The sequence below is a fragment of the Rhizobium sp. 18065 genome (assembly GCF_902706095.1).
Taxonomy (GTDB): Bacteria; Pseudomonadota; Alphaproteobacteria; order Rhizobiales; family Rhizobiaceae; genus Allorhizobium.
On sequence record NZ_CACSJP010000007.1, the window covers coordinates 218,792 to 234,851 of the forward strand.

The window sequence follows — 16,060 nt, forward strand, 5'->3', positions numbered from 1 at the left end:
CTGTTCCCTACTTCATTCCGGAGGTGGCGATGCCACGAACGATCATTTTCTGGAACAGGACGAAGAAGATCACGACCGGGACCAGCGAAAGCACCGACATCGCAAACATCTGGCCATAGGCGGACTTGCCTTCCTGGTCGAGGAAGAGACGAAGCGCCAGCGGCACGGTGTAGCTCTTGATGTCATTGAGATAGATCAGCGGCGCGAGGAAATCCTCCCACACCCAGATCAGCGAGAAGATCGCCGCCGTACCCATCGCCGGCAGCGAGAGCGGCAGGATGATCGCCCAGTAGATCTTGAAGGGCGAACAACCGTCGATCATCGCCGCTTCGTCCAGTTCACGTGGCAATTGCCGGAAGAACTGCACCATCAGGAAGATGAAGAAGGCATCGGATGCGAGGAAGCGCGGCACGACCAGCGGCAGATAGGTATCGACCCAGCCGAGCTTCAGAAACTGCACATATTGCGGGATGAGAACGACATGATAGGGGATCATCAGGGTCATCATCATCAGGGCGAAGAAGAAGCTGCGCCCGGTGAACTGCAGCCGCGCAAAGGCATAGGCCGCGAACGAACAGGACACCAGATTTCCGATAACAGACAAGCCGGTGACGATCGCCGAATTGACATAGAAAACGGTGAACGATTTCGGCAGCGCATTCCAGCCTTCGGTATAATTGTCGAGACGGAATTCCGACGGCCACAGCGTCAGGCTGCCGAAGATCTCGTTTTCCGGCTTGAACGATGACGCCAGCAGCCAGAACAGCGGATAGAGCATCACGCAGGACACGCCGATCAGGAAGACATGCTTGAGGATGCGGCCGTTGCGCGCCCGCCTGTCGCGGGTGAGCCGCAGCGCATGGGCAACGCGCGCCGCCTCATCCAGCTGGATGGCGAGTTCGAGATCAGTCGCGCTCGTTTTCATAATGCACCCAATATTTCGAGGTGAAGAAGGCAACCGCCGTGAACACTGCGATGATGATCAGCAGCACCCAGGCAAGCGCCGAGGCATAGCCCATGCGGAAGAACTTGAAGGCCTCGTTGAACAGATAGACCGTGTAGAACAGCAGGCTGTCGGCCGGCGCGCCCGTACCATTCGAGATGATGAAGGCACTGGAGAATGTCTTGAAGGCATCGATGGTCTGCAGCACGAGATTGAAGAAGATCACCGGGGCGAGCAGCGGCAGCGTGATCCGGGTGAACTGGCGCCAACGCGGCGTCCCGTCGATTTCCGCCGCCTCGTAAAGGTCGCGCGGAATACCTCTCAGACCGGCGAGGAAGATCAGCATCGGCGAGCCGAACTGCCACATGGCCAGGATCACCAGCGTATAGAGCGAGGTATTCGGATTGGTGATCCAGGATGCGCCCTGAATACCGAAAGTGGCCAGGATCTGGTTGACCACGCCGTCGGCGGCAAACAGCTGCCGCCACAGGATGGCGATCGCGATCGACGCGCCAAGCAGCGAAGGCAGGTAGAAGATCGCCCGGTAGAGACCGATCGTGCGCAAGCCCTTGTCGAGCAGCATGGCGACGCCGAGCGCCATGATCAGGCGGGCCGGCACGGCAAGCGCGACATAGGTGAAGGTCACGTCGAGCGCTTTCCAGAAACGCCGGTCGCGGGTGAACATGTAGACGTAATTGTCGAAGCCGACCCATTCGGGAACGTTCACCATGTCGTAACGGGTGAACGACAGATAGAGCGATGCCAGGATGGGTCCGAGCGCAAGCAGGAAGAACCCGATCAGCCAGGGTAGTAGAAACACATAGGCCGGCGCATTGCGCGCGAAGAAACGTCTCATCGATAAGACCCTGTTTTCGGTAAACCGGCCCCGGGCGGCATGGCTGCCCGGGACCATCCACATACGGCAGCTTTACTGCGCACGCTCCACGATCGACTGGGCTTCCTCGATGAATGCGGTGGCGGCATCTGCGGCCTTCGCATTGCCGAGAACCACGTCCGTTCCGACGCGCATGAAGGCATCGCGCACCTCGCCGGCACCCTTGGGGGCAGGCAAAGGCAAAGGCCCGACCTTGCTCTGGATCGCCTCGAAGTAATCGACCGACATCTTCTCGACTTCGGTCAGATTCGGCGCCAGCGCCGCGCGCACCTTCGGCGAGCAGGGAATGCCGCGCTCCAGCCCGAGAATACCAGTGGTTTCCGGATCGTTGACCCAGGCATTCATGTAGGCCATCGCCGCATCCGTATCCTTGGCGTCGCGGCTGAGCGACATGAACATCGATGGCTTGATGAACTGGCCCGGCTTGCCACCCGCCTTGTGCGGCACCATGGCGGCGCCGATCTTGTCCTTGGCGACTGCCTGGATGCCGACCAGCTGGTTCGACCAGTAATGCGACATCGCTGTATCGCCGACGGCAATGCCGGATTCGGCGATCGGCGGATCGAGGATCACCGTCTTGTCCGCGTCACGCACCGCGCCCTTCTCGCGCAGATCCGCCCAGAACTGCCAATAGCTGGCGACGTCGTCGACGGTAGCCGTCACCTTGCCGTCTGCATCATAGAATTCACGGCCGTTCTGCCGCACCCAGGACTCGAACGTCTCGATCATCAGCGACAGGTCGTCCGATCCCTTGACCGCGCCATTGGTCTTGGCGGTGATCGTCTCACAGGCCTTGGCGAAATCATCCCATGTCCAGTTGATCAGGTCGGCATCGATGCCGGCTTCCTGGAACACCCGCGTATTGTACACCATGACCTGGCTGTTGGAGCCGATATTGAGCGCATAGAGCTTGCCGTCGACCTTGCCGCCTTCCAGCGGCCCCTGGTCGAAATCCGCGATCATCAGGCTCTTGCCGATATGCTCGTCGAGCGGCAGCAGCGCGCCGCGACGGACATATTCGAACAGGAAGCGGTAATCCATCTGCACCAGATCGGCCATGTTGCGGCCGGCGGTCTGGGTTGCCATCTTCGTCCAGTAATCGCCCCAGCCGATCGTCTCGCCGGAAACCTCGATGGCCGGATTGGCCTTCTGGAACACGTCGATCACCGCGAAGGTGCGCTTGTCGCGCTCGGGATTGCCCCACCAGAAATGCCGGATCGACCGGTCTGCGGCCCATGCCGGAATGGCAGAAAGCACCGATGCGGCAGCCGCCGCACCCATCGCGCCCAGCATGCTTCGTCTTGTCAGTTTGGTCATTGCATCCTCCTCCAAGGAACACGAGCGTCATCTCCTGACACCCCCTTTTGCCTCACCATGTCCCGCACCATGCAATCCGTCTCCTCCTGACCGGACCCATGCCGCCTGTTCTCCAGCGCAATCTCTCAGATGTGACTGCGCAAAAGCTCCGTCAGGCCGAGCATCGCCATCGCCTGCCCATAGGGCATCGAGGTCCGCTTGATCTGCCGGTAAAAATCAAGATCGCTGCCCATCGCCGTGCCGAAGGAGACCTGCTGCAACTCGCCCTGCGGGCTGATATTGTCGACGACGCCCTTCATCGCCCGTTCCGCCGTTTCCAGATATTCGAGTCCGAGATAACGCTTGCGCACGCCCTTCATCAGGCCATAGGCGAAGCCCGCCGTGGCGGATGCCTCCAGATAGCTATGCGGATCGTCGAGCAACGTGTGCCACAAGCCCGAAGGGTCCTGGCATGCCTTCAGCGCGGCGGCCTGCCGCCCGAGTATCGATACGAGGTGACGGCGGACGGGATCGCCATCCTTCATGTCGACCAGTTCGATGAACTCCGGAATGGCGATCGTTAGCCAGCTATTGCCACGCGCCCACCGGGCACGGGCAAAATTATGGTTGCCATCGAATGTCCAACCATGAAACCAGAGGCCCGTCTCGGTATCGCAGAGATACTGGGCATGCAGCAGAAACTGGTACTTTGCCTCCTCGACAAATTCCGGACGATTGAGGATGAGCCCGATCTTCGCCAGCGGCAACACGCTCATCATCAGCGTATCGTCCCACATCTGCTGGTCGTTGACGCTGTTGTAGGTGATGTGCTGCAGCCCGCCTTCGCGGGTGCGCGGCATCTCGTACATCACCCATTCGGCCCAGGTTTCCAGATAGGGTAGCCAGCGCGGATCCGGCTTCAGTTCGTAGAGATGCGCCAGCGTCAGGAACGGCGCGACCGTGTTGATGTTCTTGGTCGGCGTGCCTTCCGAAAGGCGTGCCTCGAACCATCCCGTGATGATCTCCATCGCCTTGGCATTGCCGGTCTGCTGCCAGTATTTCAAAAGGCCATAGAGCGCGATGCCATGGGTCCACTCCCAGCCGGCCCAGCCCTTGGTGTCGATGACCCGCCCGTCGTCGAGACGCAGCAGAAACTCGCCTGTCTTGTCCTCGATATGGATCAGATTATCCGTCAGCCGGTCGATCAGCCCGCACACATCGCTGCGCTGAATAAAGTGGTCTTTCTGCTTCAGCAGCGAATGCATGTTTCAACTCCTCCCAGGCTGAAAATTTTTCGGAACATAATTCCGGAATTTAAGAAATCACACTCCTGCCCACTTTTCAACGCTGTTTTTTGCGCGCAGAGTTGGAAATATCAGATTGGTCAAAAGACGGGATTTGCACGGCCACGCCCATCTTGACACAACCAGGCGCAAATTCCAGAATGGAATTCCAAAAAAAGCAGAACGGCAGAGATGTTAGATTCCCAGACCAAGACCGAAAATGTTGCCGCCGTCCTCAAGGTCTTTGCCGTGGTCGAGGCTCTTGTCGAAGACAAGCGGGTCAGCCTCGCGGATCTCGCTCAGCGGGCCATGACCTCGAAGACCACCGCCCACCGGCTGCTCCAGACCATGGTCGAATTGGGATATGTCGAGCAGGACCCGGAGACCGAAAAATACGGCCTGACACTGAAGCTTTTCAGTCTCGGCGCACGCTCGCTCACCGAACAGGCCGACCTGCTGCGCGTGGCCGATCCGGCGATGGGCAAGCTCTCCCGGGCAACCGGAGAATCGATCAATCTCGGCATTCTCGATGAACGGGACCAGAAGGTCGTCTACATCCACAAATACGATTCCGCCTTCAGCCTGTCGATGAAATCGACCCTTGGCCTGCGCAACCCGCTACACAGCACCTCACTCGGCAAGGCGCTACTCGCCTGGCGCGACGAGGACGAAATCCGCGAGCGGATCGGCAGGATGGACATGGTCAAACTCGCCCCCCGAACCATCACCGAGCCTGATGCCCTGTTCGAGCAACTGCGTTTGACCCGCAGCCGTGGCTACTCGGAAGAAGTGGAAGAGAGCGAGGCCGGCGTGCGCTGCATGGCCGCGCCGATTTTCAACTACATGGGCAAGCCGATTGCTGCAGTGTCGATCGCCTTCCCGCTGTTCCGCTTCGACGAAGCACGCAAGCCCGATTACATCGACCTTCTCACGACAGCCGGCATGACGGCGTCCCAGGCCCTCGGCTACCAGCCGCCCAGAAACTGATTTTTCAGGTCGTCACGAATCGATAGCCGACACCCGGTTCGGTCAGGATGATCGCCGGCTCCGCCTCGTTTGTCTCGATCTTCGCCCGGATCTGGCGAATGAAAACCCGCAGATACTGCAGATCATGCTCATGCGCCGGTCCCCAGACTTGTTTCAGCAGCGCCCCATGCGTCAGCACCCGGCCGGCATGGGATGCCAGCAGCAACAGGAGATCATATTCCTTCGGTGTCAGCTTGACGGCCCGCTCTGCCTTGCTGACCAGCCGGTGCTCGACATCGATGATGAGATCGCCGCTTCGGATGGTCGAGGGTGCAGGCTCGGAATGCGTCTTGTGACGCAGCGCGACCCGAATGCGCGCCGTGAGTTCGCCGATGCCGAACGGCTTTTCCAGGTAGTCGTCGGCACCAAGATCAAGCGCCGCGATCTTTTCCGTTTCGCGGTCGCGGGCCGACAGGACGATGATCGGGATCGCGTTCCAGCTGCGCAACTGCGCAATCACATCCTTGCCGTCCATGTCCGGCAGGCCCAGATCGAGGATCAACAGGTCCGGGGCGACTGTTGCCACCAGCGCAAGCGCCTGCTTGCCCGTCTCGGCCTCCACCACATCATAGCCGGCAGCTGTCAGCGCCGGGCGCAGAAAACGCAGAATCTGCGGTTCGTCGTCGACCACGACGATGCGCTGGCCCTTCATGGTTCCCGCCTGTCCTTGAGTGCGTCCTCGATCGGGAAGCGCAGCGTGAACCGCGTGCCGCGTCGTTTGACGGCCGGGCTCTCGACCGTGATCGTTCCGCCCATCGCCTCGACAAACCCCTTCGCAATCGCCAGTCCCAAGCCGGTCCCAGGCTTGCGGCCATCCGCCTTCTTGCCGCGACGATAGAACTTCTCGAAGATCCGGTCGATATCCTTCTCCGCAATGCCACGACCAAGATCGGTGATCGACAACGACACAGATCGAGCGTCGAATTTGGCATAGAGCGTTACCGGCTCGCCGCCGCCATGCTTGAACGCATTGTCGAGCAGGTTGAACAGCACCTGGCCCAGCAGTACGCTGTCAGCCCGGATCAGCGGCAGGTCGGGGGCAATGCTGGTGGATATGTCGAGATCCGGCCAGATCCGACGCACACGGGCAACGCTGTCGAGAATGACATCGCCGAGATCGACCCAGTCGCGAACCGGTTCGAGCGCGCCCGCCTCGATGCGGGTCATGTCGAGAAGATTGCCGACGAAACGAGACAGTCTTTCACCTTCCTCCTCGATCGACAGCAGCAGGTCGCGACGGCTTTCCGCCGGCATGCGGTCGCCGAACTCCTTGAGACTGGTCACCGCGCCGGTAATCGTCGCAAGCGGTGTGCGCAGGTCGTGGGAGATCGAAGACAGAAGCGTCGACTGGAAACGCTCCCGTTCCAGTCGCGCCTTGTCCTCGACGCTGCGCGTCGTCAGCATGGCACGATCGAAAGCGATGGTGACCTGGTCGAGTATGGCTCCGAGCGCCCGTTCCTCGACGGGGTCGAGCGCATGCCCGTCCATGCCGTAGCCGCACACGGCAAGCGTCCCGACCGGACCGCGCAGCGGCCGAAACTGCAGGGTCGAATTGGGCAGCGTTCCGGTGCCGGCCCCCGCCGCCTCGCCCTTCTCATAGGCAAACCTGGCAGCCGCCATCTCGGCCACGCCAAGCTCGGTATCGGGTGGCCAGCAGGAGCGCAATGACAGGACCCCGTCGATCGGCGACAGCAATGCAACCGGTCTCTGGATCGTCCCGTTGAGCTGGCTGACGGCTGTCCACACGATCGCGTCCTGGTCCAGGGTTCCGGCAAGTTTCGACGAGATGTCGTAGAGGATCTGGGTCTGCGCCGCGCGGCGGGCCGCAATTTTCCCCTGCTCCCGGATCCGGGATGCGATGCCGCCGGCAATCAGCGCCGCGGCAATGAATATGATGAAGGCGAACACCTCGTGCGGCGCGGCGATGGTCAGCGTGCCGACCGGCGAAATGAAGAAGAAATTATAGGCGACCGCCGACAGCACGGAGGCGAGAACCGCTGCGAAATAGCCGCCACGCAAGGCCGAAACCAGCACGGCCAGCAAGAACAGCATCGACACGTTCGGCAGTGACACGATTTCGACCATCGCCCGGCCGCCGAGTGTCGCAACCGCTGTAGTGGCCAGCGCCGTCACCACGTCTTTTGGCCGGACCTTCAGGCGATTGGCGGCCAATCTCCGCTTCAGCGGGGCGAACCAGTCATGGGTCGGCTGGTCTTCCGTGGTGATCAGATGAATGCTGATCCCGGACAGTTCCTCCAGCAGTGCATCGGTCAGCGATTTTCGCAGGAGCCGCTGCCACAAGGACCGTTGCGGCGCACCGAGGACGATCTGCGTCACATGCTCACGCTTGGCGATCCGCAAAATTTCCTGGACGAAATCGCGCCCCTGCACCCGCCTGGTCTCGCCGCCCAGCCGCTCCGCCAACCGGAAAAGCGCGTCGATCCGCATCTGCCGCGATGGATCGTCATCCACCATGTCCGACTGCTCCAGCGACACGACGATCCAGTGCGCATTCATGCCGGAGGCAAGATTGCTTGCAGTCCGCACGACCTTTTCGGAGAGCGTGTCCGGGCCGACGCAGACCAGAAGTCTTTCGCTCGTCCGCCACGGCCCCTCGATCGCATTCTGCTTGAGGAAATCGACCATCTGGTCGTCGACGCGGTCGGCGGTTCGCCTGAGCGCAAGCTCTCGCAGGGCGGTCAGATTGCCGAGGCGAAAGAAGCTGTCGGCCGCCCGCCGTGCATTGTCGGGCAGATAGACCTTTCCCTCTTTCAGCCGGTTGATCAGTTCCTCCGGCGCCAGATCGATCAGGATCACTTCGTCGGCCTGCTTCAGCACCCGGTCCGGAACGGTCTCGCGCACCTGCACGCCGGTGATCTGGGCGACGATTTCCGACAGGCTTTCGAGATGCTGGATATTGAGCGCCGTCCAGACGTCGATCCCGGCCGCGATCAGTTCCTCGATATCCTGGTACCGTTTGGGGTGCCGGCTTTCCGGCGCGTTCGTGTGCGCCAGTTCATCGACGATCAGGATCGCCGGGCGCCGGACGAGCGCCGCATCGATGTCGAACGCGTCGACCTTGCGTCCCTTGTAGTCGATCTGCTTACGCGGCAGGAACTCGAGATTTTCGACCAGCGCCTCCGTCTCGGCCCGACCATGGGTTTCCACCAGGCCGACAACGACATCGGCGCCCGCATTCTTGCGAATGCGGGCGCGCGACAACATGGCAAAGGTTTTCCCGACGCCGGGGGCGGCGCCGAGAAAGATGGTGAGCTTGCCGCGCCCGGCCCGATTGGCAAGCCCGAGAAGGGCATCGGGGTCGGGCCGGTTCAGGTTATCTCGGGAATCGTCGGGCATGCGACAACCTTATCTTGGCGCCCCGCCTGAATCGAGCGCCATGTTCAGTTGAAGGACGTTGACCCTCGGCTCGCCGATCAGCCCGAACAGAGGCTGCTGAACCTGCGTTTCGACGATCGATGTGACATCCGCCACCGGCATGCCGCGAGCCAGGGCGACGCGCCCGATCTGGCTCATCGCATTGTCCGGCGAAATGTCGGGATCCAGACCCGAGCCGGACGAGGTCACCGCATCGGCCGGAACCGCACCCGCGCCACCCACCGCGCGCCACGCCTCGACCGCGGCAGACACCTGCTCACGAAGTTTCTGCGATGTCGGCGCGAGATTGGTGCCGCTTGAGGCAAGGCCATTGTAAGTGGAACCGCCGGTCGCCGAGGGACGCGGCCAGAAATAGCGATCGGCGGTGAAGGCCTGGCCGATCAGGGCCGAACCGATGACCGTATCGCCCTGGCGAATGAGGCTGCCATTGGCCTGTGCGGGCATCAATGCCTGAGCGGCACCGGTGATCGCCAGGGGATAGGCAAGACCGCAGAGACCGGTGAAGATGACCACCATGGAAATGGCCGGACGAAGATAAGACAGCATGGTTACACCCATTGAAGCGTGGTGATGGCGACATCGACGGCCTTGATGCCGATGAACGGCAGGACAAGGCCGCCAAGGCCGTAGACAAACAGGTTGCGCCGCAGCAGCGCGGCGGCGCCGACCGGACGATAGGCAACGCCTTTCAAAGCCAGCGGGATCAGCGCGACGATGATCAGTGCGTTGAAGATCACCGCGGACAGGATTGCCGATTGCGGCGAGGCCAGCCCCATGACGTTGAGCGACGCCAGCCCCGGATAGGCCGAGATGAACAGAGCCGGGATGATGGCGAAATACTTGGCCACGTCATTGGCGATCGAGAAGGTGGTCAGCGATCCGCGCGTCATCAGCAACTGTTTGCCGATCTCGACGATTTCGATCAGCTTGGTCGGGCTGGAGTCGAGATCGACCATGTTCGCCGCCTCCCGAGCCGCCTGCGTGCCGGTCTGCATGGCGACACCGACATCGGCCTGGGCCAGCGCCGGCGCATCATTGGTGCCGTCGCCGCACATGGCGATCAGCCGGCCGCCTTCCTGCGCTTTGCGGATATAGGCAAGCTTGTCTTCCGGTGTCGCCTGGGCGAGAAAATCGTCGACGCCGGCCTCCGAGGCGATGGCAGCAGCCGTCACCGGATTGTCGCCCGTCACCATGACTGTACGGATACCCATGGCCCGCAGCGCCGCAAAGCGCTCCTTGATCCCCGGCTTGATCACATCCTTCAGGTGGATGACGCCCAGCAGATGATTGCCGTCGGCAACGGCGAGCGGCGTACCACCCGATTGCGCGATACGGGCAACGGCATCATTGAAGGCCCTCGGCGCGGATGCCTCATCGAGACCGGCAAATTTCAGCACCGAATCGACAGCGCCCTTGCGCAGACGCTGGCCGCCGATGTCGACGCCCGAGAGCCGCGTTTCGGCAGTAAAGGGAATAACGGCATCCGGCGCAGTTTTCGGCTGAACCTGGCCATACTCGCCGGTGGCAAGCGCCACGATCGAGCGCCCCTCCGGCGTCTCATCCGACTGGCTGGCGAGAAGGGCAGCCTTGGCCAACTCCTCCGGCGAAACGCCCGGAACGGCCAGGAAGTCGCTTGCCATGCGATTGCCGAAGGTGATCGTCCCGGTCTTGTCGAGCAGCAGCGTATCAACGTCGCCTGCGGCCTCGACCGCACGACCCGAGGTCGCAATCACGTTGAACCGCACCAGGCGGTCCATGCCGGCAATGCCGATGGCCGACAGCAGGCCACCGATCGTCGTCGGAATGAGCGTCACGAGAAGAGCGGCCAGCACGGTGACCGAGAGCAGCACACCGGAATAGCTGGCGAGCCCGAACAGCGTCACGACGGCGATCACGAAGATCAGCGTCAGACCCGACAACAGGATCGACAGGGCGATCTCGTTCGGCGTCTTCTGCCGTTCGGCACCTTCGATCAGCGCAATCATCCGGTCGACGAAGGAAGAGCCTGGTGCCACGGTGATCCGGATGCGGATTTCATCCGACAGAACCTGCGTGCCGCCGGTGACCGCCGAGCGGTCGCCTCCGGCCTCACGGATGACCGGAGCGGATTCGCCCGTGATCGCACTTTCATTGACCGAGGCCACACCTTCGATCACCTCGCCGTCGCCGGGCACGAGTTCGCCGGCGGCAACCAAAACCACGTCGCCGATCTTCAGCGACGTGGCTGGGATGGTGGTGATGTCGCGACCATTGCCGGTGACCTTGCGGGCGGAAAGTTCGCTCTTGGTCCGGCGCAGGCTGTCGGCCTGCGCCTTGCCGCGCCCCTCGGCGACGGCTTCGGCGAATGTGGCAAACAGCACGGTGAACCACAGCCATGCGGCGATCTGACCGGAGAAACTGGCCGGCATGCCGGATGTCAGATCCCGCAGGAACAGGATCGTCACGACAACGGCGACGATTTCGGTGACGAACATCACCGGATTGCGGATCATCTGGCGCGGATCGAGCTTGAGCACGGCATCCTTGAGCGCACCCTTGATGATCTTGGGCTCAAACAGCCTTTGGCCCTGTTTGGAGTCGGAAGTGGAATGGGACGGTGTCATGATGACAGCCTCTTTCAAAAGGTTTTGCCGGCGAGCATGCTGACATGCTCGGCAATGGGACCAAGCGCCAGCGCCGGGAAATACTGCAATCCGCCAAGGATCAGGATGATCGCAACAAGCAGGCCGACGAAGAGCGGGGTGTGGGTCGGGAAGGTACCGGCCGAAGGCGTGCCGCGGGTCTTTCCGACCAGCGAGCCGGCGATGGCGAGAACCGGGACGGCATAGGCGAAGCGGCCGAGCGCCATGGCGATGCCGAGCGTCGTATTGTACCAGGGCGTGTTGGCGGAGAGCCCGCCGAAAGCAGACCCGTTATTGCCGGCCGCCGACGTATAGGCATAGAGGATCTCGGACAGGCCATGCGGGCCGGCATTGCCGAGCGAGGCGATCGCCACCGGCAGCACCGCTGCAATCGCCGAAAAGCCGAGAATGGCAAACGGCAGGACCAGCACCGCCAGCATCGCATACTTCATCTCGCGGCCCTCGATCTTCTTGCCGAGGAATTCCGGCGTGCGGCCGACCATCAGGCCGGCAACGAAGACGGTCAGCACGCAGAAGATGATCAGACCGTAGAGACCGGAACCGACACCACCGGGCAGGATCTCGCCAAGCTGGATCAGGAACATAGGCACCAGTCCACCCAGTGCTGTCAGCGAGCCGTGCATGGCATTGACGCCACCATTGGAAATGCCGGTGGTGATCGCCACATAGGCGGCACTCATCGCCTGGCCAAAACGCATCTCCTTGCCTTCCATATTGCCGAAGGCAGGATCGAGGCCCAGCGCAAGATGGATCGGATTGCCGTAGGTTTCGGCAACATAGACCGCCGCGATACCGGCAACCAGCAGGATGGCGACGCTGGCTATCAGCGCCCAGCCCTGGCGAACATCGCCGACCATCTTGCCGAAGGCATAGATCAGCGCAGTGGTGATCGAGAGCATGGCAAGGATATTGAAATAGTTGCTGATAGCCGACGGGTTTTCGAACGGATGGGCCGCGTTGACGTTGAAGAAACCGCCACCATTGGTGCCGAGCTGCTTGATTGCCTCCTGGCTGGCGACAGGGCCGAGACCGAGTGCCTGCTGTGCTCCTTCCAGCGTGGTCGCCGTTACCGATGCATCCATCGTCTGCGGCAGGCCGAGCCAGACGAAGACGAGGGCGAGAATAATCGACAGCGGCAGCAGGACATACAGCGTGGCGCGGGTCATATCGACCCAGAAATTGCCGAGCGTATTGCCGGCCGAGCGGGCGAATGCACGGGTGACGGCCAGGGCAATGGCGATACCGGTGGCAGCCGACAGAAAGTTCTGCACGGCAAGGCCGGCCATCTGCGAAAAATTGCTGACGGTCGTCTCGCCACCATAGGATTGCCAGTTGGTATTGGTGACGAAACTGATCGCCGTGTTGAAGGCCAGATCCGGCGCCATGCCGGCAAAACCCTGCTGGTTAAAGGGCAGATATGCCTGCAGGCGCAGGATCGCATAAAGCGCCAGGAAGCCCATGGCGTTGAAGGCGAGCATGGCGAGCGTATAGGCAAGCCAACCCTGTTCCCGGCGCGGATCAACGCCGGAGGCCCAGAGCATGCCGCGTTCGGCAGGCCCCAGAACGGGGGACAGGAATGTGCGCTCACCCTCGAACACGCGCGCCAGATAGAGGCCGAGCGGTTTGATGGTGACGAGCGCGAGGATGAGCAGCAGGCCGATTTGCAGCCAACCGTTGGAAGACATGATGTGCTCCGGATGTGAGGTCTAGAATCGCTCGGGACGGATGAGCGTCACGACGAGATAGACGGAAATGAAGATCGCGGCGGCGAGGCCAAGGAGGGGTTCGAACATGGCAAACCTCACAGACGGCCGAGAAGGCGCGCATAGACGGCGAGAGCAGCGAAACTGCCAAGGCCGAGCACAATGAACAAAAGATCGGTCACGATGGACTCCTGTTGTTGAGTTCAGGCTGCACCATCGCGCCGATGCGCATTAAATCTCGATAGGGAATTCGGCTGCCGGATATAAGGATTTCATAAGGATGTCGTTTGGCCGCGCTATCAGGACACGTTTCCACAACAGCGCGCCGACGGATCCGTGGGCGCTCCGATATCTGCCATGCCGGGAGCAGAAATCTTGCCATCCCGGGGCACATGGCCTACGACCGGCAGGCATTCGCATCACGCTTTGATTGAGCGCTTTGAGCCAAGGCAAGGAACCCATCAGTGAACGTTACGATCTTTGGAACAGGCTATGTCGGTTTGGTCACGGGCGCGTGCCTCGCCGATGTCGGCCACAATGTCATGTGCATGGACATCGACCAGGGCAAGATCGACCGGCTGAACAAGGGCGAGATTCCGATCTATGAGCCGGGCCTGCAGGCGATCGTCGAACGCAACATCAAGGACGGCACGCTTGTCTTCACCACCGATGCGGCCAAGGCCGTGTCGCATGCCGATATGCAGTTCGTGGCGGTCGGCACGCCTCCGGACGAAACCGGGGCCGCCGATCTGCAATATGTCCTGGCTGTCGCCGAGACCATCGGCAAAACCATGGCTGGCTTCAAGCTCGTCGTGGTCAAGTCGACGGTGCCCGTCGGCACCTGCGACAAGGTCGCGGAACGTTTGAAGTCCGTGCTGGGGGCACGCAGCAATGCTCCCGCTTTCGAAGTGGTATCCAATCCGGAGTTTCTCAAGGAAGGTGCCGCAGTCTCGGACTTCCTGAAACCCGATCGCATCATCGTCGGCACGGATTCAGCGAAGGCGCGCGCCATGATGGCCGAGCTCTACGAGCCGTTCAACCGCAATCACGAACGCACGATCTATATGGACCGGCGCTCCTCCGAACTGACCAAATATGCCGCCAATGCCATGCTGGCGACGAAGATTTCCTTCATCAACGAGATCGCCAACCTGGCCGAGAAGCTGGGTGCCGACATCGAACACGTCCGCCGCGGCATCGGCGCCGATCCGCGCATCGGTTACCATTTCATCTATCCCGGCATCGGTTACGGCGGCAGCTGCTTTCCCAAGGACGTGCAGGCGCTCGCCCGCACGGCACGCGAGGTCGGCTATGACGCCCATCTGATCGAGGCGGTCGAGGCGGTCAACAACCGCCAGAAGCACCGGCTTTTCGACAAGATCGCCAACCATTTCGGTGGTGAGCGCAATCTGGCCGGCAAGACGGTTGCCATCTGGGGCCTGTCGTTCAAGCCCAATACCGACGATATGCGCGAAGCCTCCAGCCGCGTGTTGATGGAATCCCTCTGGTCTGCCGGCGCCAGGGTCAGGGCCTTCGATCCGGTTGCCGGCGAAGAGGCCTCGCGCCTCTATGGTTCACGTCCGGACATGGTTCTGGTCGGTGACAAGTATTCGGCGCTCGATGGCGCCGACGCGCTGGCCGTCTGCACGGAATGGCAGCAGTTCCGCGCGCCCGATTTTGGCGAAATGGCCTTGCGCATGCAGAACAAGACCATCTTTGACGGTCGCAATCTCTTTGCCCCCGAAAGGCTTCGGGACGACGGCTGGACCTATCTGAGCATCGGCCGCGCCACTGCATTGCCGCGACCGCAAGCCGTGGAGCAGGCGCGATGAAAGTCCTCGTCACCGGCAATGCAGGTTTCATCGGCTATCATGTCGCCAAGCGACTGATCGAACGCGGCGACGAGGTCGTCGGCTTCGATGTCGTCAACGACTATTACGATCCTGCCTTGAAGGAAGCGCGGTTGGCGCTGCTCGAGAATGCTGCAGGCAGGCAGGGTGGTCGCTACAGCTTCATCCGTGCCAATCTTGCTGATCGCACGGCCGTCGAAACCTGCTTTGCCGACCACGCATTCGACCGGGTCATCCATCTGGCGGCCCAGGCGGGCATACGCTACAGCCTGGAAAACCCGCATTCCTATGTCGAAAGCAACCTGATCGGCTTCACCAACATTCTCGAGGCTTGCCGGCATGCGCAGATCTCCCACCTGACCTATGCATCCACATCGAGCGTCTATGGCGCCAACACAAAGATGCCGTTCAGCGAGCATGACATGGCGGACCATCCGCTGCAGTTCTACGCCGCCACCAAACGTGCCAACGAACTGATGGCACACAGCTATTCGCATCTCTTCGCCATGCCGACCACCGGCCTGCGCTTCTTCACCGTCTACGGTCCCTGGGGCCGCCCGGACATGGCGCTGTTCAAGTTCACCAAGGATATCATCGAAGGCCGGCCGATCACCGTCTTTAACAACGGCAATCACACCCGCGACTTCACCTATATCGACGACATCGTCGAAGGCGTGATCCGCGCCAGCGATGCGATCGCACAGCCGAACCCGGAATGGGACGGAAGCCGGCAGGATCCAGCCTCCAGCCTCGCACCCTTCCGCCTCTACAATATCGGCAACAGCGAGCCGGTGAAGCTGATGGCCTATATCGAGGCCCTTGAACAGGCTTTGGGACAAACGGCGATCCGGGAAATGCTGCCGCGCCAACCGGGCGACGCGCTCGACACCTATGCAGATGTCAGCGATCTGGTAAGGGAGCTTGGATACAAGCCCGCCGTTTCCGTCGACGAAGGCGTCCGTCGCTTTGTCGACTGGTACCGTGACTTCTACAGCACGGAAAAACCCGCCTGAAGCAGGCCTTGCG

The 16,060-nt window shown here is 61.5% G+C and carries 12 protein-coding genes; 3 read left to right on the plus strand and 9 right to left on the minus strand.

The window, feature by feature from the left end; genetic code table 11:
* Positions 1 to 7: 7 nt before the first annotated feature.
* The 4 genes from GVK95_RS17665 to GVK95_RS17680 form a co-directional block, all read right to left on the minus strand.
* Positions 8 to 925: a carbohydrate ABC transporter permease gene (locus tag GVK95_RS17665; RefSeq protein ID WP_159952001.1), complete on the minus strand. Its 918-nt coding sequence runs from the start codon at positions 923 to 925 to the stop codon at positions 8 to 10.
* On the minus strand, positions 906 to 1,799 hold the full coding sequence (locus GVK95_RS17670; protein ID WP_159952003.1) for a sugar ABC transporter permease: 894 nt from the start codon (positions 1,797 to 1,799) through the stop codon (positions 906 to 908). The genes GVK95_RS17665 and GVK95_RS17670 overlap by 20 nt, the downstream gene beginning before the upstream one ends.
* A 72-nt stretch (positions 1,800 to 1,871) precedes the next feature.
* Positions 1,872 to 3,155, minus strand: coding sequence for a sugar ABC transporter substrate-binding protein (locus GVK95_RS17675; RefSeq protein ID WP_159952005.1), 1,284 nt, complete (start codon positions 3,153 to 3,155; stop codon positions 1,872 to 1,874).
* A 125-nt stretch (positions 3,156 to 3,280) separates the two neighbouring features.
* Positions 3,281 to 4,399, minus strand: coding sequence for a glycoside hydrolase family 88 protein (locus tag GVK95_RS17680; RefSeq protein ID WP_159952007.1), 1,119 nt, complete (start codon positions 4,397 to 4,399; stop codon positions 3,281 to 3,283).
* 210 nt (positions 4,400 to 4,609) lie between these two features.
* Here GVK95_RS17680 and kdgR point away from each other — a divergent pair, with 210 nt between their 5' ends.
* Positions 4,610 to 5,404 (plus strand): DNA-binding transcriptional regulator KdgR, encoded by a 795-nt coding sequence (kdgR, locus tag GVK95_RS17685; protein WP_159952009.1) that lies wholly within the window; start codon positions 4,610 to 4,612, stop codon positions 5,402 to 5,404.
* A 4-nt stretch (positions 5,405 to 5,408) separates the two neighbouring features.
* Here the strand turns inward: kdgR and GVK95_RS17690 are convergent, their stop codons facing one another.
* From GVK95_RS17690 to kdpA, 5 genes are read right to left on the minus strand one after another with little or no spacing between them, the layout of a single operon-like run.
* Positions 5,409 to 6,095, minus strand: coding sequence for a response regulator (locus GVK95_RS17690; protein WP_159952011.1), 687 nt, complete (start codon positions 6,093 to 6,095; stop codon positions 5,409 to 5,411).
* Positions 6,092 to 8,800 (minus strand): sensor histidine kinase KdpD, encoded by a 2,709-nt coding sequence (locus GVK95_RS17695; RefSeq protein WP_159952013.1) that lies wholly within the window; start codon positions 8,798 to 8,800, stop codon positions 6,092 to 6,094. The genes GVK95_RS17690 and GVK95_RS17695 overlap by 4 nt, the downstream gene beginning before the upstream one ends.
* A gap of 9 nt (positions 8,801 to 8,809) precedes the next feature.
* Complete coding sequence (gene kdpC / locus GVK95_RS17700; RefSeq protein ID WP_159952015.1) at positions 8,810 to 9,385, minus strand: potassium-transporting ATPase subunit KdpC; 576 nt, start codon at positions 9,383 to 9,385, stop codon at positions 8,810 to 8,812.
* Positions 9,386 to 9,387: 2 nt separating this feature from the next.
* On the minus strand, positions 9,388 to 11,442 hold the full coding sequence (gene kdpB / locus GVK95_RS17705; protein WP_159952017.1) for a potassium-transporting ATPase subunit KdpB: 2,055 nt from the start codon (positions 11,440 to 11,442) through the stop codon (positions 9,388 to 9,390).
* Between the two features lie 14 nt (positions 11,443 to 11,456).
* Positions 11,457 to 13,166, minus strand: coding sequence for a potassium-transporting ATPase subunit KdpA (gene kdpA / locus GVK95_RS17710; protein ID WP_159952019.1), 1,710 nt, complete (start codon positions 13,164 to 13,166; stop codon positions 11,457 to 11,459).
* Positions 13,167 to 13,648: 482 nt separating this feature from the next.
* Here kdpA and GVK95_RS17720 point away from each other — a divergent pair, with 482 nt between their 5' ends.
* Positions 13,649 to 15,016, plus strand: a complete 1,368-nt coding sequence (locus GVK95_RS17720) for a UDP-glucose/GDP-mannose dehydrogenase family protein (protein ID WP_159952030.1) — start codon at positions 13,649 to 13,651, stop codon at positions 15,014 to 15,016.
* The gene (locus GVK95_RS17725) at positions 15,013 to 16,047 is read left to right on the plus strand and encodes an NAD-dependent epimerase (RefSeq protein ID WP_159952032.1); all 1,035 of its coding nucleotides are present in this window, start codon (positions 15,013 to 15,015) and stop codon (positions 16,045 to 16,047) included. The genes GVK95_RS17720 and GVK95_RS17725 overlap by 4 nt, the downstream gene beginning before the upstream one ends.
* The last annotated feature ends 13 nt before the right edge of the window (positions 16,048 to 16,060 follow it).